Source organism: Ectobacillus sp. JY-23 (assembly GCF_023022965.1).
GTDB lineage: Bacteria > Bacillota > Bacilli > Bacillales > Bacillaceae_G > Ectobacillus.
Map to the genome: position 1 here is coordinate 3,572,051 of NZ_CP095462.1, position 24,282 is coordinate 3,596,332.

At 42.4% G+C, this 24,282-nt stretch carries 20 protein-coding genes and 3 pseudogenes; 15 read left to right on the top strand and 8 right to left on the bottom strand.

The window, feature by feature from the left end; all coding sequences use genetic code 11:
- Positions 1-175 precede the first annotated feature (175 nt).
- Positions 176-703: a kinase gene (locus MUG87_RS17990; protein WP_247084014.1), complete on the bottom strand. Its 528-nt coding sequence runs from the start codon at positions 701-703 to the stop codon at positions 176-178.
- Positions 704-1,284: 581 nt separating this feature from the next.
- On the opposite strand from MUG87_RS17990, the gene MUG87_RS17995 reads away from it, so the two are divergent.
- Entirely contained in the window at positions 1,285-1,674 is a 390-nt protein-coding gene (locus MUG87_RS17995) for a HincII family type II restriction endonuclease (protein ID WP_247084016.1), read from the top strand.
- A 116-nt stretch (positions 1,675-1,790) separates the two neighbouring features.
- Here MUG87_RS17995 and MUG87_RS18000 read toward each other — a convergent pair whose 3' ends face one another.
- On the bottom strand, positions 1,791-2,273 hold the full coding sequence (locus MUG87_RS18000; protein ID WP_247084017.1) for a GNAT family N-acetyltransferase: 483 nt from the start codon (positions 2,271-2,273) through the stop codon (positions 1,791-1,793).
- A 387-nt stretch (positions 2,274-2,660) separates the two neighbouring features.
- On the opposite strand from MUG87_RS18000, the gene MUG87_RS18005 reads away from it, so the two are divergent.
- The 3 genes and pseudogenes from MUG87_RS18005 (at position 2,661) to MUG87_RS18015 (ending at position 4,102) form a co-directional block, all read left to right on the top strand.
- Positions 2,661-2,849, top strand: coding sequence for a WXG100 family type VII secretion target (locus MUG87_RS18005; RefSeq protein ID WP_247084018.1), 189 nt, complete (start codon positions 2,661-2,663; stop codon positions 2,847-2,849).
- A 166-nt stretch (positions 2,850-3,015) separates the two neighbouring features.
- Positions 3,016-3,672, top strand: a pseudogene (locus MUG87_RS18010) (pre-toxin TG domain-containing protein); the annotation flags it as partial.
- Between the two features lies 1 nt (position 3,673).
- Positions 3,674-4,102 carry an SMI1/KNR4 family protein gene (locus tag MUG87_RS18015; protein WP_247084020.1) on the top strand — a complete coding sequence of 143 codons (429 nt, stop codon included), beginning with the start codon at positions 3,674-3,676 and terminating at the stop codon, positions 4,100-4,102.
- A gap of 304 nt (positions 4,103-4,406) precedes the next feature.
- On the opposite strand, the gene MUG87_RS18020 is transcribed toward MUG87_RS18015, so the two are convergent.
- Positions 4,407-4,889, bottom strand: a complete 483-nt coding sequence (locus MUG87_RS18020; RefSeq protein WP_247084021.1) for a GNAT family N-acetyltransferase — start codon at positions 4,887-4,889, stop codon at positions 4,407-4,409.
- Positions 4,890-4,994: 105 nt separating this feature from the next.
- Between MUG87_RS18020 and MUG87_RS18025 the strand changes: the two are divergent.
- Positions 4,995-5,144 (top strand): annotated as a pseudogene (locus MUG87_RS18025) (HNH endonuclease); the annotation flags it as partial.
- Positions 5,145-5,165: 21 nt separating this feature from the next.
- Positions 5,166-5,639 carry an SMI1/KNR4 family protein gene (locus MUG87_RS18030; RefSeq protein ID WP_247084023.1) on the top strand — a complete coding sequence of 158 codons (474 nt, stop codon included), beginning with the start codon at positions 5,166-5,168 and terminating at the stop codon, positions 5,637-5,639.
- A 183-nt stretch (positions 5,640-5,822) separates the two neighbouring features.
- On the opposite strand, the gene MUG87_RS18035 is transcribed toward MUG87_RS18030, so the two are convergent.
- The 3 genes from MUG87_RS18035 to MUG87_RS18045 all read right to left on the bottom strand — a co-directional run bounded on the left by MUG87_RS18035 (position 5,823) and on the right by MUG87_RS18045 (position 10,325).
- Complete coding sequence (locus tag MUG87_RS18035; RefSeq protein ID WP_247087777.1) at positions 5,823-8,189, bottom strand: DEAD/DEAH box helicase family protein; 2,367 nt, start codon at positions 8,187-8,189, stop codon at positions 5,823-5,825.
- Positions 8,190-8,241: 52 nt separating this feature from the next.
- Positions 8,242-8,565 (bottom strand): nucleoside triphosphate pyrophosphohydrolase, encoded by a 324-nt coding sequence (locus MUG87_RS18040; RefSeq protein WP_247084025.1) that lies wholly within the window; start codon positions 8,563-8,565, stop codon positions 8,242-8,244.
- Positions 8,566-9,116: 551 nt separating this feature from the next.
- Positions 9,117-10,325 carry a macrolide family glycosyltransferase gene (locus MUG87_RS18045; RefSeq protein WP_247084027.1) on the bottom strand — a complete coding sequence of 403 codons (1,209 nt, stop codon included), beginning with the start codon at positions 10,323-10,325 and terminating at the stop codon, positions 9,117-9,119.
- 412 nt (positions 10,326-10,737) lie between these two features.
- Between MUG87_RS18045 and MUG87_RS18050 the strand changes: the two genes are divergently transcribed.
- The 5 genes from MUG87_RS18050 to MUG87_RS18070 all read left to right on the top strand — a co-directional run bounded on the left by MUG87_RS18050 (position 10,738) and on the right by MUG87_RS18070 (position 16,313).
- Positions 10,738-11,367, top strand: coding sequence for a histidine phosphatase family protein (locus MUG87_RS18050; RefSeq protein ID WP_247084029.1), 630 nt, complete (start codon positions 10,738-10,740; stop codon positions 11,365-11,367).
- A 97-nt stretch (positions 11,368-11,464) separates the two neighbouring features.
- On the top strand, positions 11,465-12,331 hold the full coding sequence (locus tag MUG87_RS18055) for an alpha/beta fold hydrolase (RefSeq protein ID WP_247084030.1): 867 nt from the start codon (positions 11,465-11,467) through the stop codon (positions 12,329-12,331).
- A 51-nt stretch (positions 12,332-12,382) separates the two neighbouring features.
- Positions 12,383-12,625 carry a hypothetical protein gene (locus MUG87_RS18060; RefSeq protein WP_247084031.1) on the top strand — a complete coding sequence of 81 codons (243 nt, stop codon included), beginning with the start codon at positions 12,383-12,385 and terminating at the stop codon, positions 12,623-12,625.
- A 366-nt stretch (positions 12,626-12,991) separates the two neighbouring features.
- Positions 12,992-15,568, top strand: a complete 2,577-nt coding sequence (ppsA, locus tag MUG87_RS18065; RefSeq protein WP_247084032.1) for a phosphoenolpyruvate synthase — start codon at positions 12,992-12,994, stop codon at positions 15,566-15,568.
- Positions 15,569-16,031: 463 nt separating this feature from the next.
- The gene (locus MUG87_RS18070; RefSeq protein WP_247084033.1) at positions 16,032-16,313 is read left to right on the top strand and encodes a hypothetical protein; all 282 of its coding nucleotides are present in this window, start codon (positions 16,032-16,034) and stop codon (positions 16,311-16,313) included.
- 91 nt (positions 16,314-16,404) lie between these two features.
- Here the strand turns inward: MUG87_RS18070 and MUG87_RS18075 are convergent, their stop codons facing one another.
- Positions 16,405-18,810, bottom strand: a complete 2,406-nt coding sequence (locus tag MUG87_RS18075; RefSeq protein WP_247084034.1) for an efflux RND transporter permease subunit — start codon at positions 18,808-18,810, stop codon at positions 16,405-16,407.
- A 342-nt stretch (positions 18,811-19,152) separates the two neighbouring features.
- On the opposite strand from MUG87_RS18075, the gene MUG87_RS18080 reads away from it, so the two are divergent.
- Positions 19,153-19,755 carry a TetR/AcrR family transcriptional regulator gene (locus MUG87_RS18080; RefSeq protein WP_247084035.1) on the top strand — a complete coding sequence of 201 codons (603 nt, stop codon included), beginning with the start codon at positions 19,153-19,155 and terminating at the stop codon, positions 19,753-19,755.
- A 41-nt stretch (positions 19,756-19,796) separates the two neighbouring features.
- Positions 19,797-20,199: pseudogene (locus MUG87_RS19740) on the top strand (DUF2691 family protein).
- Positions 20,200-20,246: 47 nt separating this feature from the next.
- On the opposite strand, the gene MUG87_RS18095 reads toward MUG87_RS19740, so the two are convergent.
- Complete coding sequence (locus MUG87_RS18095) at positions 20,247-20,861, bottom strand: PH domain-containing protein (RefSeq protein WP_247084040.1); 615 nt, start codon at positions 20,859-20,861, stop codon at positions 20,247-20,249.
- 809 nt (positions 20,862-21,670) lie between these two features.
- Here MUG87_RS18095 and MUG87_RS18100 point away from each other — a divergent pair.
- Positions 21,671-22,498, top strand: coding sequence for a DnaD domain-containing protein (locus MUG87_RS18100; protein ID WP_247084041.1), 828 nt, complete (start codon positions 21,671-21,673; stop codon positions 22,496-22,498).
- Positions 22,482-23,759, top strand: a complete 1,278-nt coding sequence (gene dnaB, locus MUG87_RS18105) for a replicative DNA helicase (protein ID WP_247087779.1) — start codon at positions 22,482-22,484, stop codon at positions 23,757-23,759. Before MUG87_RS18100 ends, dnaB begins: the two co-directional genes overlap by 17 nt.
- Positions 23,760-24,282: the final 523 nt, after the last annotated feature.

The window sequence follows — 24,282 nt, forward strand, 5'->3', positions numbered from 1 at the left end:
GTGCTTTTTGTGAGAATCGAAAAAACAAGGCTAATATGATGCAATTATCTAGAAGAGGAACTACAGACACGGTCTGTATGTACTGACCACGAATGGGGGTCCTGCGGAAGCGTTTTATCCCCAAAATGGCTATGTTATCAATGAGAATCAAAGAACTTAGTATAGTGCCTGCTAGTTAGGGGGCGTTGTGTTGCATGACATAGTTCTCGTTCTTAATCTGATGTAATATCAGGTCTAGCACGTCACTTTGTGACAACTCTTTTGTTAATAAAATCTCCCCAGCTACACCAAGATAATCATCTGACTTCCACCACGACCGTAAGGCATCTTCGCCGAATTCTGCCGCTTTCGATCTTGTATTGTGACGGGATACCGTCTCCTCAAACGGTAAATCAAAATAATAAACGAATGCGTTTTGGTCAAAAAACAAGATTAACTGCCGCAGCATGTCACCGTAACGAGCTTGCGATAAAATTCCCTCCACAATTACAACCTCACACTTGCCCTTTCCATATTCGGCAATCTGACGAATCAGGTCTATGGAAAGATTGCCATCTCGATCGTGCACCTGCAGCATATCCCGGCGCACCGTATCCTGTGAAACCAATAGTGTCCCATGCCCCAAATGATTTTGCAGGCTTTTGGCAACAGTTGTTTTGCCGCTACCAGAATTGCCGCGTATGATGATGAGCGTTGTTTCCATACTTCCTCCTACAAAACTAGTTTTGTATATCGTAACATATATGACCTGCGCTATCGTAGGAATTTTCCTACGCCAGTTGAAATATGTTATGTACGCAGTTTGCGGGCTGTGTGGTAATCATGCTAGCTTTTTCATATGATCTATCTTCCTATTAATTGAGATATAGGGGTTTTATATCAGATGGGGATTGATGGATATGCGGATACAGGTGCGGCCAGAGGAGGTTGCCGGTGTGATTAGTTGGCAAAAGGCGCGCAGTTTGCGGCGAATGTGCCGGATGAGGTGCTGAGGGAAGATTGATGATGCTAAGAGAACACGATTATTTACAAAACGGTAATACCATTTAGCCTTTAACCTTGACTAGCAAAATGCTGGTCAAGGTTTTTTTATGATAACAAATTTATTTTTAGACTCTGTTCCAGTTCGTTGTTGGTTTCGGTTATGAAGCGCTGACATTCAGGAAGCTACCTGCGTGTTACACCAATTAACAACTCAGACTTTAACTCCGCATTAAAAAAGGAGTGTAGGGAAAGTAATTAGAATATATTAGTGTATATTTACACTAAAAGGAGCGGGTGTAATTGAAAAAAACTGCTTTTATTGCTGCGGGCTTATTAGTATTATTAGGTGCATTTGTCGTGTATTCAAGTTTACATGGTAACTTCATAAGTGACTACTTTATGAAGAGAGATGTCGAAACAGTTTTGAAGAATAACGGCTATAAGGGACAAGACATACAGTCTATTGAGGTGTTTTATGAAATGAAGAGAAACACCAATCAGATAAAAGGTACTGTAGCGCATGTAACATTTAAAGATGAACCTAACGAAAAGTATATATATATCCAATGGCGCAACTCTAAAAAAATTCAACAGCACTGTGAATACTATGACAAATCATTAGGAGCTTATGTCGACACGTATACCGCTAAACGTAAGCATATGGATGAAGGTTGCACGGGTAGTTATTAACTATTGTTAATCTTAACGTAAAATTGGTGAGGAACATGAGTTACGTTCCTAACCAATACTTAGCATCCTGAAGTGTTGGAATAAAATCATCCTTATTTACAGGAGGATTTGCACTCTTACAAGTTTTTCTTCATTCGCCATACTAAGTAATCATGCTGTTCATCTTTTAATTTTTCCATCCCCATTTTTTTATAAAATGTAACAGCTCTTGTGTTTGTAGGCGATACACGTAAGTGATATTCAGCTACCTCATGATTTCTAAAATACGCTTCTGCATAGTCTACTAGATATTTCCCGAACCCTTTATTCCGGTAAGGGGCTGTTAGATAATAGAGATGAACATAACCAATACGTGTTCCTTCGTATGAAATGATGCGCATTTCGATCTGACCAATGGGCTGACCTTTATACCAAACTAAAACATAACCTTCTGGGAAGGACTTAATTCTGTTATGAATTTTTTCAATGTATCCATGTTCTTCACCAAATCGATCTATACTGCCAAAACTAATAAGATATGAATCTTTTCTAAACCGGATAATCGTATCTCTGTCTGCAAGCGGGTTGATTGGACGAAATGCTAACTCTTCATGAAGCATGTATCTTCCTCCAGTACATGTAGGATGTGGGTCTAATCTGGACAAAGGAAAGGAGTGTTTGATTTGCAAGATAAACTTCCATTCATTGGTGTTCTTTTTTTATTCATTATCACTGTTGTCAATTACTCGACTCAAAACGAATCAATAACAGGGATTGTTGGTATAACATTATGTATCATCACTATAATCTTATACTTTGTATCTAAAAAAGAGAAGTCATAGAACTGTGATTTTCTTTCTATGTAGCGCAAGTAAAGATAATTCACGCATAATAGCATAAGGAGTTATGTACGCATTTTTTCCTGACATGTAGCTAGATTTTCCATATGATTTATCTTACAAGTTATTGAAAGATAGAGAGTTTATACCAAGTGGGGATTGGTGGATATGCGGATACAGGTGCGGCCAGAGCGGCTAGAGGAGGTTGCCGGTCAGTTCGCAAGGGCGCGGGAAGAAAGCGCGCAGCTGATTGGAAGCATGACAAAATCTATGCACACGCTGGAGGCGAGGTGGCATGGCGTAGGAAAAGAACGGTTTTACAGCAGGTACCACGAGGCAAATCGAACGTTGGACTAATACATACGAAAGCTATATGAAGTGGAAAAAGAACTGCGCACCATTGCGGCTACATTCCGAAAAGCCGATGAACAGCGGGGCGTACATCCAGCACAGAAAAAAGAAGCTGACAGCTGGTGGAAGCAAGGCAAAGACGTGGTCGGCGAGCTGACGGGCTGTAGAAAGAGCCTTTGGTGGTAAAGACCCGGTGACAGGCGAGGAGCTGAGCGCTAAGGAGCGGTGGATTGCCGGCGTCTGGATGGTAGCTGGTGTGATTCCGCTTGGGAAATTAGCAAAGGGCGCGAAGGTTGCGGCCAATGTGCCGGATGAGGTGTTGAGGGCTGGTTCAGGGAAGATTGATGATGCGGGAATTAGTAAGGGTAGGGGTAAAGAAACTTATCAACATCTAAAGGACTATAAAAATAATAAATATTTTACTCGAAGTGTAGAGTATAATGCAGGTAAAGATGGCACAGGATTTACTTATAAAGTATATCAAAGAGGAGATATTAATTGGGATATGGTCCGAACAAAAGGTGCTAAAAAAGGTCGCGGGCTAACAAATGCTGAAGCATCTGCGAAATACGGACTTGCTCCTATTCTTGATGAAGCAGGAAGTGTTGCAACATTGCATCATTCACAACAAAAAGGTGTTGGACCATTATATGAAGCTTCGACAAGGTACCATAATATCGCTAATGCTAAAAGAGCTCCACTACATCCTTATAAAGGAAAGTTAAACCCATTTTATCCAATGGATGAGACAACTAGAGGAGCGTTTCAAAAAGTAGATTCTATTAATTATTGGAAAATACGAGGAGAAGAAGCTTTAGGAGGAAGATAATATGAGTATATTGCCTGAGAGACTAGATGAAGTTTTAGGAGAAGAAATATATAAACGTGAAGATAGCAATCTAGTACAGGATGTTTTAATAAGGCTAGGTGTAAGCGCATCGGATACTTTCCAAGAATTTTATATCCAGTATGCAGGACCTTTTTGGGAAGAGCATGTACCCTTTGAATTACTAGATATAGTAGATGAAGAAAACAATATTGAATCATACACACTCATTTCTAGAAAAGAACATGGTTTTCCGAAGCAATATCTGGTTTTAAGTGAAATGTCAGCAAATGCTGTATTAGTACTGGATGCTGTAACAGATAAAGTTTATATAGTTAATTTTGAGGGTGGAGATGAACTACTTATTAAAGGCGAGTTAAAGGAAAGTTGGTCATCGTTTTTTGATTTCTTAAAGGCATATTTTAATTGTTAATTCTAGTCCAATAAAAGTGAATTCAGAGATACTTAAAACCTTGATTGGCTACATGTCTTTCAAGGTTTTTCTTTATAAGATACTAAGTTTGTAAGGTGAGTATTGGCAAATAAAGATTATAGTTGTGGAAGAAAACAATAATTTATAGCTAGTATGGTATAAAAGAGCCCTTGGCGGTAAAGACCCAGTGGCAGATGGAGAGTCTGCAGAATGGTTTCGGAAATGGCTTGAATTAGAAATATAAGTAATCAAAACAGGCGTTGGAATAGAATCCTCCCATATATTTATAGGAGGATTTTCACTCTTACAAGTTTTTCTTCATTCGCCATACTAAGTAATCATGCTGTTCATCTTTCAATTTTTCCATCCTCATTTTTTGATAAAATGTAACAGCTCTTGTGTTTGTAGGCGATACACGTAAGTGATATTCAGCTACCTTATGATTTCTAAAATACGCTTCTGCATAGTCTACTAGATATTTTCCGATTCCTTTATTCCGGTAAGGGGCTGTTAGATAATAGAGATGAACATAACCAATACGTGTTCCTTCGTATGCAATGATACGCATTTCGATCTGACCAATTGGCTGACCTTTACACCAAACTAAAACATAACCTTCTGGGAAGGACTCAATTCTGTTACGAATTTTTTCAATGTATCCATGTTCTTCACCAAATCGATCTATACTGCCAAAACTAATAAGATATGAATCTTTTCTAAACCGGATAATCGTATCTTTGTCTGCAAGCGGGTTGATTGGACGAAATTCCAACTCTTCATGAAGCATGTTTATTCCCCCAATATATGTAGGATGTAAATCTAATTTAGACAAAGGAAAGGAGTCTAACTAAAGTTTTGGAGATTATCGGATAAAGAACAGTTTAAGTGGTTAGACGAACAAATAGGTGGTACAAGAAAAGGAATGACATGGCATCATACGGAGGTTCCTGGTAAAATGGAGCTGGTCCCCTTTGGTATTCATAATATCACACCTCATAATGGTGGAAGAACAAAAGGTATGTGGGCCGACGCTCCCAGATAATAATATTGAAGAGGTATAAAAATGGAATTTAAGGATGGATCAATCATTTATCCTTTACCGGACGATAATTTGCTTTCTGAAAGGGAAGGTAAGTGGAGAATAAATTTACCAGAGAAGTATAAAGAATTTATAAAAAAATATAATGGTGGTACTCCTATAAAAGATAGCTTTAAGTATAATAATCATATCTATGCCATTGATAGGTTTTTATGTATTTTAAAAGTAACTGGGGAAAGAGACGATGAGTATTATGATATAGGAGTAGTTAGAACACAATTAGACGAAAGAATTGTTTTTGATGAAAATTTAGTTGGTACTGAACTGCTACCGATAGCTGTTTTATTTGCAGGTGACTTTGTTTGCTTAGACTATCGCAACAATGTTGAAGAGCCTATTGTATGCGTTTGGAATCATGAAGAGTCTTCAGATTTAAATCCTGTAACATATATTATAAGTAATAGCTTTGAAGAATTTCTAAATATGTTAACAGAATAGATACTTGTTTATTTACAAAACGGTAATACCATTTAGACTTTAACCTTAACTAGCAAAATGCAGGTCAAGGTTTTTTTATCATCAACAAATTTATTTTTAGACTCTGTTCCAGTTCGTTGTTGGTTTCGGTTATGAAAAAGGAAGTTGATGACAGCATCAGCTTCCTTTTTTGTTGTAACGTTTTTAATGCAAATTAATCCCACGGTGAAAGAAGTAGTAATGCAGACGGTATTCTGCAATCTCCTTTGTCCACCTCCAAAGCAGCTCGCGGTGCTCCGGCAATAGGTTAAAATGTAAACGCAGCTCGTTGTTTGTGAAGGATATAAGGTCCTTGTTCGTGCTGAACTTGCTCATTGGCATGTCGGCAATGAGCTTGCTGACCTGTTTCTCATTGTAATCCCACATTTTCTTCGTGTTGGTACTTGAAAAATCCTTATCTTTGCGGTACTTCTTGCTCATATAGTACTGATGGAAGTACGGCGCAACCTCCTCTGGTGTAGTCGGTGCAAACCAACGCTCCGGACCCCGCTCCAGCATGGCGCTTAGTACAACCATTTTATAGCTCTTGGTCATGCCTGTTTTTTCAATTTCCTCCAGCCACGGGCGATATAATTCAAATGCCTCGCGTTCTTCAAGTGTCAGCTCCTCGGCCCATTCTAAAAAGCCTACGTACGACTTAAACTCCTGACGGTACATCTCATAGGCCACTGCACCGTGCTGATACAGCTCTAAATAAGAAGGACGTCTGCCTAGGTCTGTTTTTACGGTAAAGTAATTATCCCGAAGCAGCTCGCGGCGCGGCATTTTTTTCTTCGCCATCTCTGCGAGTAGATCTATCGCTTGCGTTTCAAAATGGATTTCACAGCCATCCGGCACAACCGTCTCCGCTGGATGTTGTCCCTTCTGACTTGGCATGTCTACCTGAAACAAAGACATTTTCACATCCGCATTGCGGTAGTTTCCAATCAAATCAATGATTACGCAGTAATCCTTTCCCTCGTGAAGACGCAGCCCGCGGCCGACCTGCTGGGTGAAGACGGTCAAGGATTCCGTTGGACGTACAAACAACAGCGTATCCACGGCAGGAATATCGGTTCCCTCATTAAATAAGTCGACTGTAAAAATGGCCTCTAGCTCACCGTCACCTAACTGGCGAATCGCATCGGGTCTAGAAATATCCTTTGTATTCGCGTGCAGGGCAATTGTTTTATGTCCATTTTCTTGAAAAAATGCGTTCAATGCTTCAGCTTGTCGGACAGACGAACAAAATACAATCGTTCGCGTTTGTTTATGCTTGCGCCAAGCCTCCAGCGTTTTCTCATACAGCTCACGACGATTTTGCGCTGCCGCAAGCTCGTCTTGATCGTACTTCGTTCCCACCCAGCGGATTTTTGTGTAATCAGTATCATCATAGACGCCGTAATAGTGGAACGGTGCCAGCCACTTTTGCTGGATCGCTTCAATGAAGTCAATTTTATAGGCAACCTTCCCATCACAAAGTGCGAAAATATCACGATTGTCATTGCGGTACGGCGTTGCGGTAATCCCAAGCAAAAAGCGTGGCTCAAAGTGGCGCAAAATACTTTGATAAGAAGATGCGGCTGCGTGATGAAACTCATCAATAACAACTAAATCAAATGCCTGCGGATCAAACTGCATCAGATGACGCTTTTGATTGAGCGTCGCCACAGAAGCAAACACAAAATCAGCATCCGGCTCCTTTACCCTGCCGCAGTAAATGCCAGTGGTTTTTTCATGATGCACGTTGTGAAACGATTGCTGGGCCTGATATAAAATTTCCTCACGATGCGCCACAAACAGGACGCGGCGGAAATGACGCGCAAAAAACGCAGCCAAATACGTTTTCCCAAGACCGGTTGCCATCACCACAAGCGCCTTGTCATAGCCCTCCTCTAGCGCTGTCTCCAGCTCCTGCAGTGCTTCAACCTGCGCAAAACGGGGGCTGATAGCATAAGGAAGCCTGTGATCTGTCACCATCTCCTGGGTTGGCTGCTGCTCGGCCGGAAGCATAAAATCCAGCTCCTCAGCCTCTGTCCAGCTGCGTACAAAATCACCCTGCTTCGCATGATACGCATCGTACTGCTCACGATATAAGCGCACGGTTTCAGTGTTTACTACCACCGTATTTTCATGATGAAACAGCTTTGAAAACTCTTCAATCGCTTCATCAAACGTGCTCGGCTCTACCGACTTTTGCATCGCCAAATTCCACTCCACACCATGCTGCAGGGCAGATCTAGACAGATTAGAGGAACCGACGAAAAGCACACCGCCATCACCCGCATCTAAAATGTAGCTCTTCGGATGAAACGAAACACCCCCGCTTTGAAATAGCTTTACCTCAATGCTCTCGTGAATAGAAAGCAAATCAGAAAGTGCATCGGGCTGGGTGATATACAAATAATCGCCCGTGCAAATCTTGATGTCCGCCCCGCGCTCAGCCGCCTCCAAAAGCGCCTCGCGCAGCACAGCCACACCAGACTTCATCACAAACGAAGTCAAAATATAAATCGTCGACGACCTGCGCATAGCCGCAACTAGCTCGCGGCCCAGACCGCCTGTATAAAGGGTAACCTGTTTATCAGTCTTCCACATCAATCAAAAACACCTTCTCCATAAAACCGCCCCGCTTGTCAGCCTTCTCCTGGCGCATTCTTTCTACGTCCTGTATATCCGCACCATGATAGTTCGCAAGGGCATGGATAATTTCAAGCAGATCAGCGAGTTCCTCCAGAGCACTCTCGTTCGTCGCTGCTTCCAGATATTCATTTAGTTCCTCCTGCGACTTCACGCGCAGGGCTTCTATGTATTCCTCGTTATCTAGGATTCTCGTAGTATACGCTTTACCGGTCTGTTCAATAATGGCAGGGATTTTGTCGCGGACGAGCTTGTTGTAGGTTGGCATAGGTAGGTCTCCTTTTTTAATGTAAAATTGTGTATGTTGATATTATAGTTGATTGGGAGGGGGAGAGGGAAGGATGAGTACGTTTTGGGGGGAAAGATTGGATAGGATATACTTGGTTGGACATAAAAGTTAAGGTCAAGTCAAGTAGATTGGGGATACTATAATTGAGGAGATTATGGAGGAATAAGGCCGATTCTCCAGTTACACGGTTGCGCAATTTAAACCGCACCCGTGTAATAAATTAGAACTGATGAATTATTTCAACCGAGAGTTCAGGCAAGAAGAGGCACTAATAATTTTCATAAGTGATGTAATATATGGGAGAGTTACTCAAACATGGCATTACGTAGGTGTAATTGTTTAATCCCTTAATTGAGAAATTATCGGTTACAGTGCCGGTGAACAAAAGGATGGAGACCTAGTTTATAGTAGAAACACATAGTAATAGCCTATACCTCTCTAGGGCATAGGCTATTTCGTTGCTGTGACAGAAAACGTGATGAATTGTATGATAAAAGACGGCGATATTCATATTGGGGGAGCACTTCTTACTATTGGATGCCCCGTTCCTGGCGAAATCGCTCCACCGCTGACAGAGCGGTCTGGTAGCCGCCCGCGTCGCGGAGGGATTGACCGATAGTCGCAGCGCTCCTCTTGAAGCGTTGTTCGTTCAAGGCCTGATCTACGGCATATCGCAGCTTGGCGGCGGTAAGCTGCGATTTGTTCAGCACGACACCTGCCCCCAGCTTCTCTACACGTGCTGCGATAATAGGCTGATCGGCCGCGTGGGGGATGAGTACCAATGGCACGTCGTAGTACAGTGCTTCAGACACACTGTTCATACCGCCGTGACTCACAAAGACAGCCGACCGTTGCAATACCTCTAGCTGTGGCACATATGGACGGACAATGATGTGGGACGGTGCGTTCCGGAAAAGTCCCATATCTGTATAGCGCCCCGCAGAGATAACCACCTGATAATTTCCGTCACGGAAGGCATCCAGACATAGCTGAAAGAAGGTTTCGCTCTTGGCTAATACAGTTCCCATAGAAATGTAGACAACGGGTTTGTCGTCTCCTTTCAGAGAGTCTAGCGGGAAGTCTGAGCGGCTTTCACGTGTGGAAATGGATGGCCCGGAGAATACGTACGAATGGTCGAGGCGGTCATAATCCGGTTGGAAGTAGGTGCTAGTATAGACCAAATTCAGCTGACCGGTCTGACAGAACACCTCATTGATTGATGGCGCCGGTACGCCGTATGTTTCGGCAAGGTTAGCAGAAAGCTTCTTGATCTCGGGAATGAATTTCCCTCCCTTTAGGAGGTCGCCTACTTGCTTCAGCAGAGTCTCTCCGGCCATCTTAGGCTTCTTACCGGTGGAAGCAAAGGAAGCATGTGAGGCGATGTGCGGCAGCTTCAGGAGCCGGGCTATTAAACTGCCCCAACCGAAAAGGGAGTCGTGGAACACATAGTCGTAAGCCTCTTGCCGGGCCTGCTCCACTACCGTCGGCACGACACGGTCGGCGGAGTGTAGAAGCAAAACAATGAATTCTAAAAAATGAGAGATGTCCTCTTGGCGTACGCCGCCTAGGAAGTTGTCAAAGGGCTTGAAGACTGCTCCTGTGGCCTCCACTTTGTCACGGGCATCCTCAGTGCTGTAGAAGTGTACCTCATCCCCAGCTTCACACCAGGCTTTGATGATCGGCAGCATGGGATTCACATGTCCATCACCAATTCCACCAATTGCTAATATCTTTGCCATAGTCATTCCCCTCTTATATGTAATCTCTAATAGTTATGCATGGAGTGCTCATTAACTACTAATTGTAGTATGCTTTAGGGCTTATGTCTATTTGAACATTCGTACAGGGAATGTTTGATTACTTTGCTATAGAAAAAGGCCTAAAGTTGCTGCACTACATATAAAAGAAACAATATAACACTCATTACTTGATAACATTGATATGTCAGGAATAATTGAATACAATTCATAAATGAAGAAGGTTTTTGTAAAGATAGAAAAAATAAAAAATTTCTCAGCATATTTGTATCGGGTACTACAATACTTATACAAGATGTTAACTTGATATGAATAGAATATTCATCCGAAAATCACAACAAATTGTTAGTTTCAATGGCACAATCAGGAAAAAAAGGTGGATAGAGGCGATGGTATGTTAACTCTTTATATTACAAGACATGGGGAAACGGAATGGAATGTGCAAAAGAGGATGCAAGGCTGGCTCGATTCTGAGTTAACAGATAAGGGTATCAATCATGCAAAATCATTAGGCGTACGACTCAAGGATATAGATTTTACAGCAGTGTATACAAGTACCAGTGGACGTACTCAACTTACAGCAAAGCTTATTTGTGAAGGAAAAGATGTTCCCACCATACATGATGAGAATTTGCAGGAAATCAACGTGGGTGACTGGGAAGGTAAGACACACTCTGATATACAAAAGCATGATCCAAGTGAATATGATGCCTTTTGGAATGCCCCTAAGCAGTATAAGTCAGTTTCTGGAGAAACATTCTACGAGGTATGGGAAAGAGCCTTGAGGGCTTTAAAGCGTATTACAAAAGAGCAGCACACAGGAAATATCTTAATCGTTACTCATTCCGTTGTGATTAAATGTTTATTGGCTATCTTTAAAAATGCTTCCATAGAACAACTGTGGGACCCTCCTTATATTCATGACACGAGTCTGACCATGGTTGAGGTTGATGAGGTGGGTTACAGAGTTCTATTAGAAGGGGATTTGTCACATAAAGAACCGATTACACCTGAAAAGGTTTAACTAGATGTACTTCTGAGAATGCCAGTTAGTTTACCTAATCATGTATGTGGTATACGATCATTTTTTGTAGTACACTTCAATCAAAGGGGGAGAAAAAATGGCCGCTATAAATCAAGTGCAAAAAGTATGGGAAACTACATTCATTGAAACAGAGAGAGGGATTTTTGAGGTATTTATAAAGGGAACGGGAGAGCCTCTTTGTATTACACATTTATACTCAGAATTTAATCATAGTGGTGATTATTTTGCTGATATTTTCACAAATACTCATCAAGTATTCTTAGTAAATTTGCGTGGAGTTGGTGGTTCTGAAACTGAAATACACGAAGAACAACTAAGTATGCTAGAAACCGTTAGAGATTTAGATGCTATAAAAGAATCTTTAGGATTTTCTACATGGCATTTTGCTGGTCATTCTACAGGAGGAATGTTAGGTCTTTTATACGCTATTCATTTTGGTTCTTCCTTGGAATCATTAATTGTTGTCGGATCAGCAGCATCAAAAGATTATGCACTCATAAAAGAAAGTATCTATAATCCAGAACATCCTCAATTTGACTATATGCAAGAGCTGGCTGAAGCTTTAAAAGTTCCGAACATAACCTCTGAACAAAGAAAAGAATTATCAATCAATCGAACGAAGTTATCACTTTACAAACCAGAGAATTATCAAATCTATTTCAATAAAAATATCCAAAAACGCATGTCAGCTAAACGTATGAATTATTTCTCTAAAGAGTTTCCAAATTTTGATTTGAGATCTCAACTGAAAAAGATAAACGTTAAAACCTTGGTGATATGTGGAAATTACGATGTTCAATGCCCTATACAATGCTCCCTTGAAATAAAAGAACGAATTGCTAATTCTACCCTCATTCCCTTTAAAAATAGCAATCATTATCCTTTCTTAGAAGAAGGAGAGAAATTCATAAATACAATTCATGAATTTTATAAAGCGTTATAACTTCCACTTTCGTCAGTTATGTTAACTAAAGATGCAAGGAGTACAAAACTCATGGATTACAGCTATAAAGAGTTTCTTGAAGATTTGAACATAGGAAGAGAAGTTGAGTTCATCTATAGAGATGAAAAATATTATATTGGTTGTGAAACAGGAAGCTTTATGTTTTGGAAATCTTATGACCCAACAAGTGAAATTGCAGGTGAGAATCTGGATGATTTACTTGAAAAGGTTAAACTCGATGAAAAGTCAATTAAAGAAGTATGGAGTTTAATCGAGATTTACCATATTTTTTGAATTATAACTTCGGATAATCTGAATTACGTTGCCTGGTAGCTCCAAAAGGGGCTTTTTTCTTTTTCTAGCCATATTAAAAGGTGCCAAAACTTAATAGCTTCTACTCTTTTTATTCAACAAAATGGCAATTTAGCTGAATAAGAATATTTAAAGGTGAAGAGTAAAATTTGTCGAATCATACCAATCCACCATCATAAAAGTAGAGGTCAAAATACCCCTAAAACTCTCATACAAATATGATCTTACATAAAAAAACCTATCCCCCGCCTAACTTAATTATACCATACCAAAAATCACAAACACAGACTGTTTCTCCCCGCCGGCTACTGCTACAATCAATAAAACATACAGTTAGGAGGGATAGGTATGACTGCTTTGATTCTTGATCTTACCGACATACAGGACACACAGCTTGCGGTTGTTGGCGGAAAGGCCTTGCACCTGGGGGCGTTATCCAATCTAGAGGGCATTCGTGTACCTGAGGGGTTTTGTGTAACAACGCTTTGCTTTCAACAGGCGCTTGGAGAGAGTGCGGTACTGCAGGAGTTGCTGGCGGAGCTTGCGACGTTACAAGTGGGTGATAGGCAGCGCATTGTTGATACCAGCAGGCGCATTCGGGAAACGATTTTGGCAGCGGAGATTCCTGCTGCTGTTCGTAAGGCGGTTGGTGAGTTCCTTTCTCACTTTGGTGAGGATTTGCCTTATGCGGTGCGTTCGAGTGCGACGGCTGAGGATTTGCCGTATGCTTCGTTTGCGGGGCAGCAGGACACCTATCTTAATGTAATCGGTAAAGAGGCGATTTTGAATCATATTCGTAAGTGCTGGGCTTCTTTGTTTACCGAGCGTGCGGTGATATACCGCCTGCAGCAGGGATTTCATCATAGTCAGGTGCAGCTCGCTGTGATTGTACAAAGAATGGTGTTTCCGCAGTCTTCAGGGATTGTTTTTACAGCTGATCCGGTTACCGGGAGCCGCAAGGTGTTGTCCATTGACGCTGGCTTTGGGCTGGGAGAAGCCTTGGTTTCCGGCTTGGTCTCTGCGGATTGTTATAAAGTGCGGGAAGGGGAGATTGTCGAGAAGATTATCGCTACGAAACAGCTGGCCATGTATGCGCGGCAAGCAAGCGGAACGGAGACAAGGGAGGTCGATGCACAGCTGCAACAGGCGCAGGCGCTTACGGACGATCAAATTGTAGAGCTGGCCCGCCTGGGGAGAAGAATTGAAGCGTATTTTGGCTGTCCGCAGGATATCGAGTGGTGTGTGGTGGATGATAGCTTTTATATCCTGCAGAGCCGTGCGATTACGACGTTGTTTCCCATTCCACAAGCTGAGGATGAAGAAAATCGTGTATATGTGTCAGTGGGTCACCAGCAAATGATGACGGATGCGATAAAGCCGCTTGGCTTGTCCTTTTTTCTGTTAACAACGCGCGCGCCGATGCGTGTCGCTGGGGGCAGATTGTTTGTGGATGTGACGGCGCAGCTAGCTTCGGTGGCCGGGCAAACTAGGCTGTTACAAACAATCGGAGAGGCGGAACCGCTGATGAAAGACGCGCTGCTGACGGTGATTGAGCGCGGCTTTGTGAAGGAAGTGGAAACGCCGCAGCGGCCTATGCCTGTTTTACAAACACCAGAATATGATCCATCAATCGTTGCGGAGTTAATGGAAAGCAGGGAAAACGAAATTCAAGCGTTACAGCAGCGCATCGAAACAAAAACAGGAGACGAGGTTTTCTCCTTTATCCTAGAGGATATCAAGCAATTACAGGCGAGTTTATTTGATCCGCAAAGTATTGGTGTGATTATGGCCGGGATGCAGGCTGCCGCGTGGATTAATGAACATATGGAGAAGTGGCTAGGCGAAAAACAGGCCGCAGATACGCTGTCTCAATCCGTGCCGCATAATATTACCTCGGAAATGGGGTTGGCGCTGTTGGATGTGGCTGATGTGATTCGACCGTATCCAGAGGTGGTTGCGTATTTGCAGGAGGTACGTGAGGATACCTTTTTGGAGGATTTGTCCCAGCTTGAGGGCGGGCAGGAAGCGAAAGATGCGATTGTATCATATATACAGCGATACGGTATGCGATGCGTTGGGGAGATTGATCTAACGAGAACGCGCTGGGCAGAACACCCAGCGGCGCTTGTGCCGATGCTGCTGACGAATATCAAAAACTTTACTGAAGGTGCCAGCCAGCGCAAATTTGAACAAGGGCGAGAAGCGGCTTTACGAAAGGAAGAAGAGCTATTGCAGCGCCTGCGGCAGTTAGAGGACGGAGAACAAAAGGCGCAGGAAACGAAACAAAGAATTGATACACTGCGTCATTTTATCGGTTATCGTGAATATCCAAAATACAGCATGATTCATCGCTATTTCGTGTATAAGCAGGCTTTGCTGCGAGAAGCTGAGCGGCTGGTGCAGGCCCATGTGATACGTAAAAAGGAAGATATATACGAACTAACTTTTGAGGAGCTTCGCGACGCGGTGCGCACGCAGACGATGGATTACGATCTCATCAACAAACGAAGAGAGGCGTACCGGTTATATGAAAAGTTAACCCCGCCGCGCATACTAATGTCTGATGGTGAAATGATAAGCGGCGCATATAAGCGAGGCAACATCCCGGCCGGGGCGTTAGTGGGTTTGCCTGTTTCCGCAGGAGTCATAGAAGGACGTGCGCGCGTGATTGCAAGTATAGAAGAAGCGGATATTGAAGAGGGAGATATATTGGTAACGGCATTTACCGACCCAAGCTGGACACCGGTATTTGTATCCATAAAAGGTCTGGTGACTGAGGTGGGCGGCCTGATGACGCACGGGGCGGTGATTGCCCGTGAGTACGGCTTGCCGGCAGTTGTCGGGGTAGAGCGTGCTACTAAGGTGATACAAGATGGACAGCGGATTCGCGTGCATGGAACGGAAGGGTATATTGAGTTGCTTTGAGAAGGGCGTAGTTTTTTGTTGAAGCTGTTATCATATAAACAGTTCATCTCATATGTGACTTTCGAAAAGGTAAGATTATCAATATTTAGTAGATGAATACCTGGGGATGAAGGGGAGGTAAGTAAATTGGACATAGAAGTTGGATATTTACCAAAGAGATACTATGACTCAAGTCCTGATGCGGGAGGTTTTTTTCCGTTTGCATTAGAAGGCAATACACCATATGTTTTCGCAATGAATGGTTTTTATCTACCAGAATGTGATGAGAATTTTCTGCCATTGTGGATGAGAAATAGTAAAGCATTTCCCCCTTTATTTTTGTGCTACAGTTCCTTCCTATTGGAAAGATGAGTTTGAACATAATTGCGAGAAATTCAATATTAATTATAACTATTTAACCAACAAATACGAAGGTTCAGTAATAGTTACTGAACTCCAGAATGAAAAGCAGTTTAAAGAGATTTTGCCTTTTGGTATTACTCTTGGTAGTGGCAACGATTTAGTTTTATGGTCTACAAATAAACATGTATTTAGACTAGAGCAAAGAGAGTGGAAGGGCAATAGCGAAGGTAAAAGTGCAGAAGCAGTGGTTGTTAAATTGAAAGCCAATACAAGTGTTTTTTGGATTGGCTATGATGGAGATAACATTGCAGTTATCTCAAATCAATCAAATTTCTCAACATATGAAAAAATCATCAGGACATTTCCTGATTTTGTAGTTCCAAAGCTATGTGAGTATGAGTAATTTCAAAAAGTAACACAACAAACGTTACGAAAACAATCATGACAATTCACATATCGTCTTCCCTCCTTTGACGAGGAGAGAAGACGATTTTTTATTGCTTTGCGTTTGTTTTACGCTCGGTTACCACGATAATGGCAGGAAGGATGATGAGCGCACTGATTAAACAGAGCAATGTGTCTAAGACTGTGGTGATTCCAAAAGAGCGAAGCATGACAAAATCAGAGAATATTAATGTGCTGAATCCTGCGACAACTGTTAATCCCGAGGCGGTTATGGCTCGTCCTGTTTTGGAAAGAGCTTTAATGAGCGCAGCGTGTTGTTTCAAGCCTAGTTCTCTTTCTTCCTGGTAACGTTCCATAACAAGAATGGTGAATTCGCTGCCAATTCCTAGTACGAGTGATCCTAAAACAGCGGTTAAGGGGTTTATTTCTACCTGTAGCAAATACATAATGCCTGAAGACCATCCAATGACTAATAGAATGGGAACGACAGGATACAGTGCCATTTTGATGCTTCTGTATACAGCAAGGAGGCCGGCTATAATGGCTATGACTCCAACTAATGTGGAGAAATGGCGATTTTCAGTCATAGAACCTACTGACTCTATGTTAATCATTTGAGAACCTGCTGGAACAATGGATATGCCTGTAGGGGCTTCCGTATGCTTCAGTATGTGATCTAACAGAGATTTCTGTTCTTTCATCCCAAGGTCTCCGACTGAGAAAGACAAAGAGGCAATTTTTTTATCTTCCGACAGAATGTTTTCTTTTAATTCTGCGGGGATACGATTTAGAGCGATATCTATTTTTACCTGCTCGCTTGGTACTTCGCCGTTATTGCCTTGCTTTACGGCATTTACAATGCTCGTTGCGTCCTCTAATTCTGAATGATTGGTCAGCTGCGTTGTCTGAAAATGATCTATCCAATGAATCACGTCTACTTGCGTCACATCATCTGCTTGTACCATAAAGGTTAATTCGTTTGTGGCACCAACAATGTTTCTCATGGCATGCAGTTCTTTTAATTCCGGTGCATCCTGCGGCATGAGATTCTCCAGGTTGGTCTCAATTTTTAGGGAATGATCCATGGTAAAACCGGCAACGGACAATAGCACGCCAATCATTAGCATCAGTAGCGGTCTTTTCACAACTTGATGTGCTAGTCCTTTCATAAAAGATTCAACTTTACTTGGGCGAGCCGCGTGCATAGAAATATGGTCCTTGTCTCTCAGCTTAAAAATGACAAACATGAGAACGAAGCTGAGTGAATAGGAGACAATTACACCTACGGAGAGCATAATGCCAAAGTGCTGAATCATAGGTACCTTGGAAATAAGCAAGGTGATAAAGCCTAGTGTCATCGAAAAAACAGCAATGCCTACTGATGGTCCCATTTTATGCATGCTTTGTGTGATCGCTTTGGAAACAGAATGACCTGCCTTTATTTCCTCATCATAACGATTGTGAAATTGAATGGCGAAATCCGTGCCAAGGCCAATCAATATAGGCAAAATGGCCATCGTAACCATACTCATCGGTACGCCTAGATACCCCATAATTCCAATTGTCCAAACTAAGGAGATGAGTACGACAGGTAACGATAGGAGACGCCATTTCACAGGGAAAATGAAAAACAGAATAACAGCCATCAGTACAATGGATAAACCAAGCATGAGTGACATATCACGAATCATGCTGTTATAAATGGCGCCATAGATTTTAGGAGTACCCGAAATTTTCGCTTCAATGCCGTCTAAGGATGCAGCCTTCACTTTATCCTCCACCTTTTGAACAAGGGCAGGAAGCTCACTGTAAGGAATTCCTCCTTTTACCTTCAGTATTATCATGGCGTGTTTGCCGTTTTCAGGCATAAGTTTTGTTGCTTCTTCTCGGATATGTCCGCTTTCGTCAAACAGAACAGATTGAATGAATTTTGGATTGTTTAGTCCCGGTTCTCCGATATGCTGCATCTGCGTAAAGGCAGCTCCATACCGATTCTGTAATTCCTTCATAAACTGTATTTGAACCTGTTCAGCTATTTGCTGCTGCTGGAGAGGAGGTGCGCCGTTGCTGGCCGCTTCTTTCACTGCTTTTGAAACGGCATCCTGCAGCTCTACTGCAATATTTTTTTGCAGCGTCACAGCTTCATTAGCTGAGGTCTTTAATAGATTTACATAGCTAAAAGCGGATTGTATTTCGCTGATATCCTTCAAATCTTCTTGAAGAGTATTAACGTTATAGATAGTGGGTTCTGACAACAAAGACCCTTCTGCTTCTGTTAAAAGGATAAATAAAGTATCACTTCCAAATGTATCCTGATATTTCTTAGTGGCTTTGTAGATAGGATTATCATGAGATATCATGGTTTCTTGCCCCAAATCTACTTTCATTTTGGATGTACCAAATCCAACTAGAATCGTTGCGAGTAATAGCCATATGATGATTTGTTTTGGTTTTGTATTAACAGCGTTAGCAATTGCTTTAAAAACCTTGCGCATGTTGTACCTCCTTATTAAACATAATGAACATGATGTTCAATAAGTATATTAGTGTCTCATAGTAAATAACACAATGATTAATAATGAAGCAGATGTATCATAATGAACAAAATGTATGTAATTGTCATGTAACAATTACAAAAGTATGAAAAATACTGATGTACGATATCAGTATTTCTATTTACAATTGCTGGTACATTCGGTTTTTTATACATAAAATTCATTATGAAACACGATGTTCATTTTGTGGTATGATGTGAAAAAATAACGCAAATAGAAGGTGTGTATGTTTTTAGGCAAAAGAGATTAACATAGTGTTTCTTTTAAACAGGAGGAAAGAATTTGACGAAACAGGATCTCAGGATAATTAAAACAAGGACGTTCATTCGCAGCGCATTTCTCAATCTTATCAATGCAAAGGGTTTTCTCCCTATCACTATACAAGACATTGCTACTGAAGCCCAGATTGGAAGAGGGACATTTTATTTACACTATCATGATAAATATGATTTACTGCAAAAGCTTACCGATGAGGTTCTTACTGATTTAGCTGCATGTATCCAAACTTCTTTTCACATTCAAAATGGTGTATTTTATGTGAAGGCATTGGAAGACATGCTGGTGATTGTATTTCAGCACATTCAAGATAATGCTATGTTTTATAAAACGATGTTGACGGCGGAAGACATCCCTAATTTTCAACAGCATTTGTCCAAATTTTTATTCGAGAAATTCAAACATGAGTTTTATTCACTCGATATTGATAGAGAGCAATTGGACTTTCCGCATGATATGCTGTTTAGTTATTTAGCAAATTCAGTTGTCGGTATCATTGATTGGTGGCTGCAGAACGATATGATGTTTTCAGCTGAATATATGGCTGAAAAATTAGCGGCGCTCTTTTCGCAAGGTCCGCTAAATCTCATAGGTCTTACCATCCAATAGGATCACAAAGGGCAAATCAATCAAAAGGTAGGAGATAATCCATGAAACGAGGTATACGTTTTGAAATTCCTCATGAATTCGGTAACTTGCTTTGGGAGATCGTAATGCCCTTTGGGGTTACTGCATTTGTTTGGGCAAGTGTCCTATTTAGTAGGGGAGGAGCCTCTTTTCTCAAAAGCGGTAACCGGGATGGATGGCTTATTTCTGAGAAGAAAATAAGTATTAATTTACAGGCCTACCCTACTCATTGATACGTATGAGGAATTTGTAAGCAGCGATTGTCAGCTCGTGTTGTTAGTTGTTGATTCTATCTATGTGACTATTTACTGCAAGGACAAGGAAAAACTTGAAGGCTTATATCAAAATGCGAAGGTAAAAGGTTTTCATAATCTTGCTTATGTTACAGATGAAAATGACACAAGAACAAGGCTATCTGTGTGGTAATCTAAAGTCTAAACAAAAAAGAGAGACAAACGTCTCTCCCTATCTACTTAGTTATTAATATATTTTTCAAATACAAAACCAAAGTCTTGAACCTTGTATTGCTTGCGCGCGTCTACTAGCCAGTTAAAGGCTACTTGATTGATCTCTGTAAACTGCTCGACCAGCTTTTCTTCCGTTTGCGCTGTGCGCGCTAATGTGCTAGCGGTAAGCTGTAAGCTTTTGTTGGCGTAATCCAGGATGATTTCGTTTTCGTGAGAAATCTCGGAAATTTTTAAGAGAGCCTTGTAGAGGTCTTTTAGCTCTTCCAAGTGCTTTTTGTGTACGTCAATGGAGTAGTGTTTAGCGCCTAGCTGAAATTTAAGCTCGACATCCAAGTCTACTGTGCCCGCTGTTTCTAGCAGTACATCAGAAATGGGGTGGGCGCTGTAGTTGTAGCGGCGCAGTGTGCGCTTTTTGCTTACAGCATTCACGCCGTCTAGGTGTACAAGTCCTTTGTTCGTAAAGCAATACTCATCACTTTTTGATTTGATTAGGAAGAAAATCTTCTCGTTGTCCTCGTGCAAAATATAATCATCTGTATCAACCTTATCGTAATCCGCAGGCTTAATCACGATACCAACATCGCTAATTCCCAGCATATCTGAAGCAACCTTCTTGAACATATGTACATGACCTCCCCTTTTTTGTACGTACACTTATCATTATAGGGGAAGCGTGTGGAAACGACAACCAATATGATAGGTTGTTCTGTGTATGGACGGTTGCGTGCTGGGCACGAGAGCTAAGATTTGTGCGCAGTGATCCGGGAGAAGCTGTTGCGGAGCACGAGAGTCAAGATTTCCGAGCGCAGGTGTCCCAGGAGAAGCGCTTGCGGGGCACGAGAGCTAAGATTTGTGCGCATAGGTGATCCGGGAGAAGCTGTTGCGGAGCACGAGAGTCAAGATTTCCGAGCGCAGGTGTCCCAGGAGAAGCGCTTGCGGAGCACGAGAGCCAAGGTTTGCACGCTTAGGTGATCCAGGAGACGCTCTTGCGGAGCACCTGATCTAAGATATACTCTCTAGTGACCCGCGAGTTTGGTGTTAGAGCTGTTTCAAAAATGAAAGTGGTAAAGTCTTTCTATCATGTTAGTAATTTCGTTATCTCCGCCAGACTAAGACCTGTAAATTTTGCGATGTCTTTCATGTACAATCCATTTTTATACATCCTCCGAACAAGCTGCAGTCTTTCTTCTTTGCGGCCTTTTTCTAATTTTTCACGAGCATGAGCTCTCCCCGCCTAGTCTTTTTTACAAGATAATCCAATGCACATACAAACGGCTTATAAGCCCCTTGTAAGTACAAAATCATTTCAAAAACAAAAACAACTACAAGTTTTCCGATGCTGTAATTAAAAAAATTTTTTTATAAGCTGTGCCCCTTTTGCCTACTTGCCTTATATATAGATAACGGATGAGGGAGAAGGAGGAGCGGTTATGGCGGTGTATCGGTTGGTGCAGGTGAGTTTTTGGCAGGATGACTTTGTGCTGGAGCTTACCCCGGAGGAGAGGTACTTTTATTTGTATTTGCTGACGTGCTCGAAGACGACGCAGTGCGGGATTTATTCGTTTCCCAAGCGCGTGGCGGAGATGGAGACGGGGTATAACCGGGAGACGGTGGACAAGCTGCTTGATCGGTTTGTTGCGTATGGCAAGGTGCTGTATGATGCCGAGACGAAGGAAGTGTGCGTGGTGAATTGGATTCGCTATAACCCGGTCAACAATGTGAATGTGGAAAAGTGTGTACTGCGTGAATTGAAGCTGGTAAAAAGCAAGGCGCTGGTGCAGATGTTTTTGGAGAAATGCCGGGAGGAGGGCTGTAAGATGTCGCTTGTATTTGCGCATTTTTGCCCGGGTGTATCGGTGCCAGAGGAAGAGGATACGAGTGCGGTGTTCCGGTTTTATGAGGAGCATTTCGGCAGCTTGTCGTCGTATGCGGCAGAAGAATTGCAGGCGTGGATAACAGATTTGTCTTCCGAATTGGTCCTAAAGGCGCTGCAGCTGGCGTTCGAGCAGAATCAGCGCAAGCTTGCGTACGTAAAGGCGATTTTGCGCGATTGGCACCAGCAAGGGTACACCAAACTGCAGGAGGTGGAGGAGGCATTAACACGTTTTCGGCAAAAGGCGCCTGCTTCTGCGGAGCAAACAGCGTATGTGTCAGAGGAGGGTAACTGGGAGGCGCCAAGTGATGAGGAGCTGCGGCGCTTTTTAGAGGAGAAGAACGGAACCGATGGGGGGAGAGCTCATGATGAAGCTGGAGAATAAAGAGGCGGAAAAAAGTGTGCTAGGAGCACTTTTACTAGAAGGACAGCTGATGAAGGAGTGCCGGCTGGTAGAGCTGCACTTTTCCGATCCGGTGCACCGGGCCATCTTTAGATTGCTTCGGCAGCTGGAGGATGACGGAAAGCCGATTGATTTGGTTGCGCTTGTGTCTGTGATGGATCCCTCCTTTTTAGAACAAATCGGCGGTCTTTCGTATTTGACACATTTGGCAGAAAGTGTACCAACGACGGCAAACTTTGGACATTATGAACGGATTCTACAGGGAGGCTGGAAGATGAATCAGGCGATGCTGGCGGGGCAAAAAATGCAGGAGAAGCTAGTAACGGAGCGGGATGAAGGTGCGATTGGGGAGATGATTACAACGCTTTGCGAGCTAGAGGAAGCAGAGTACGAGGATGATGAAGCGATTGCGACAACGGTTACGGCGTTATTTCAGAAATTTCAAGAGGATAAGGGTGACTTGACTGGTATTGATACAGGGTTTTGGGCGCTCAACCGGATGACATGCGGCCTGCAGGAGGGCGATCTTGTGATTATCGGCGCGCGTCCATCGATGGGGAAAACTGCATTTGCGCTAAACCTGGCGCTTCACGCGGCTAAAACGGGCGCTGGTGTTGGCATCTTTTCCTTAGAAATGAGTAAGGAGCAGCTGGTGAAGCGATTGATGTCATGTGTGCAGGACATTGAGGGTGATAAGCTGAAAAACCCGCGGCGCCGATTTACGATTCCCGATTGGGACAAGATGATTGACGCGAGCGCCGACCTCACAGGCTTACCCATTTCCATTTATGAAAAGGCAGGCGTGCAGCTGCAGCAAATGTGGGTACAGGTGCGTAAGCTAAAACGCCGCTACCCCGATCAAAAAATCCTGGTGATAGTGGATTACCTGCAGCTCATTGCGGGAGATGCCAAGCATAAGGGCAACCGATTTCAGGAAATTAGCGAAATATCCCGCAAGCTCAAGCTGATGGCGCGCGATTTGAACGTGTGCGTGGTCGCATTGTCACAGCTGTCTCGTGCAGTTGAGGCGCGCCAGGACAAGCGTCCGCTCCTGTCCGACTTACGCGAAAGCGGTCAGATTGAACAGGATGCCGACCTCATTATGCTGATGTATCGGGAGGATTATTACGAAAACGACGGTGACGGTGTTGTGGAACTCAACATCGCCAAGCACCGAAACGGCTCTGTCGGCAAAATCAGAGTGCGGTTTTTAAAGGAATGCGGGCGGTTTGTTTCCTATTAATATGTTTGCTGACTTGAATGGCTGTGTGCTGTTCAAGTTTTTTCATGATAATTTTAGCTTGCTGGAGAAAGAAAGGTCAAGAGCTGTTCACAAAAGGAGCAGGAAAACTTCCGTATTATACGCACCGATAGGTTATAAAAAAGAAATAAGCATTTACAGGATGTATTAAATTAAACTTAACGTAAATTAAGTTTAGTTAAATTTACTTTAATATTTATTGGACGTATACTAGCTAAGGGGCATTGAATTCAATTGTACTGTTCCAATATATTGGATTCCATGTTATTTAAAGGCAATAAGTTTATTTATAAATTGATGACAAAAGAGAGCATGATATTAGCTGGTAATTGGACTTCAGGTCCCTATATAAAAATAACGTTATAAGCTCGTATATCAATTCCGATTCTTTGTCCAGTTAAATATCTATACTTTTGTACTTTTTTCACAAGGTCAATCGATTGCATTTGCTTTGTTCAATCAAGCCCGTAAAACTGGGATGCCTGGATGTTCTCTTGATTGGAAA

Coding starts and splice junctions, on each gene's coding strand:
- MUG87_RS17990 (WP_247084014.1), bottom strand. CDS start 703: ATGGAAACAACGCTCATCATCATACGCGGCAATTCTGGTAGCGGCAAA.
- MUG87_RS18000 (WP_247084017.1), bottom strand. CDS start 2,273: ATGCTTCATGAAGAGTTAGCATTTCGTCCAATCAACCCGCTTGCAGAC.
- MUG87_RS18005 (WP_247084018.1), top strand. CDS start 2,661: ATGCGGATACAGGTGCGGCCAGAGCGGCTAGAGGAGGTTGCCGGTCAG.
- MUG87_RS18015 (WP_247084020.1), top strand. CDS start 3,674: ATGAGTATATTGCCTGAGAGACTAGATGAAGTTTTAGGAGAAGAAATA.
- MUG87_RS18020 (WP_247084021.1), bottom strand. CDS start 4,889: ATGCTTCATGAAGAGTTGGAATTTCGTCCAATCAACCCGCTTGCAGAC.
- MUG87_RS18030 (WP_247084023.1), top strand. CDS start 5,166: ATGGAATTTAAGGATGGATCAATCATTTATCCTTTACCGGACGATAAT.
- MUG87_RS18035 (WP_247087777.1), bottom strand. CDS start 8,189: ATGCGCAGGTCGTCGACGATTTATATTTTGACTTCGTTTGTGATGAAG.
- MUG87_RS18040 (WP_247084025.1), bottom strand. CDS start 8,565: ATGCCAACCTACAACAAGCTCGTCCGCGACAAAATCCCTGCCATTATT.
- MUG87_RS18045 (WP_247084027.1), bottom strand. CDS start 10,325: ATGGCAAAGATATTAGCAATTGGTGGAATTGGTGATGGACATGTGAAT.
- MUG87_RS18050 (WP_247084029.1), top strand. CDS start 10,738: ATGTTAACTCTTTATATTACAAGACATGGGGAAACGGAATGGAATGTG.
- MUG87_RS18055 (WP_247084030.1), top strand. CDS start 11,465: ATGGCCGCTATAAATCAAGTGCAAAAAGTATGGGAAACTACATTCATT.
- MUG87_RS18060 (WP_247084031.1), top strand. CDS start 12,383: ATGGATTACAGCTATAAAGAGTTTCTTGAAGATTTGAACATAGGAAGA.
- ppsA (WP_247084032.1), top strand. CDS start 12,992: ATGACTGCTTTGATTCTTGATCTTACCGACATACAGGACACACAGCTT.
- MUG87_RS18075 (WP_247084034.1), bottom strand. CDS start 18,810: ATGCGCAAGGTTTTTAAAGCAATTGCTAACGCTGTTAATACAAAACCA.
- MUG87_RS18095 (WP_247084040.1), bottom strand. CDS start 20,861: ATGTTCAAGAAGGTTGCTTCAGATATGCTGGGAATTAGCGATGTTGGT.
- MUG87_RS18100 (WP_247084041.1), top strand. CDS start 21,671: ATGGCGGTGTATCGGTTGGTGCAGGTGAGTTTTTGGCAGGATGACTTT.
- dnaB (WP_247087779.1), top strand. CDS start 22,482: ATGAAGCTGGAGAATAAAGAGGCGGAAAAAAGTGTGCTAGGAGCACTT.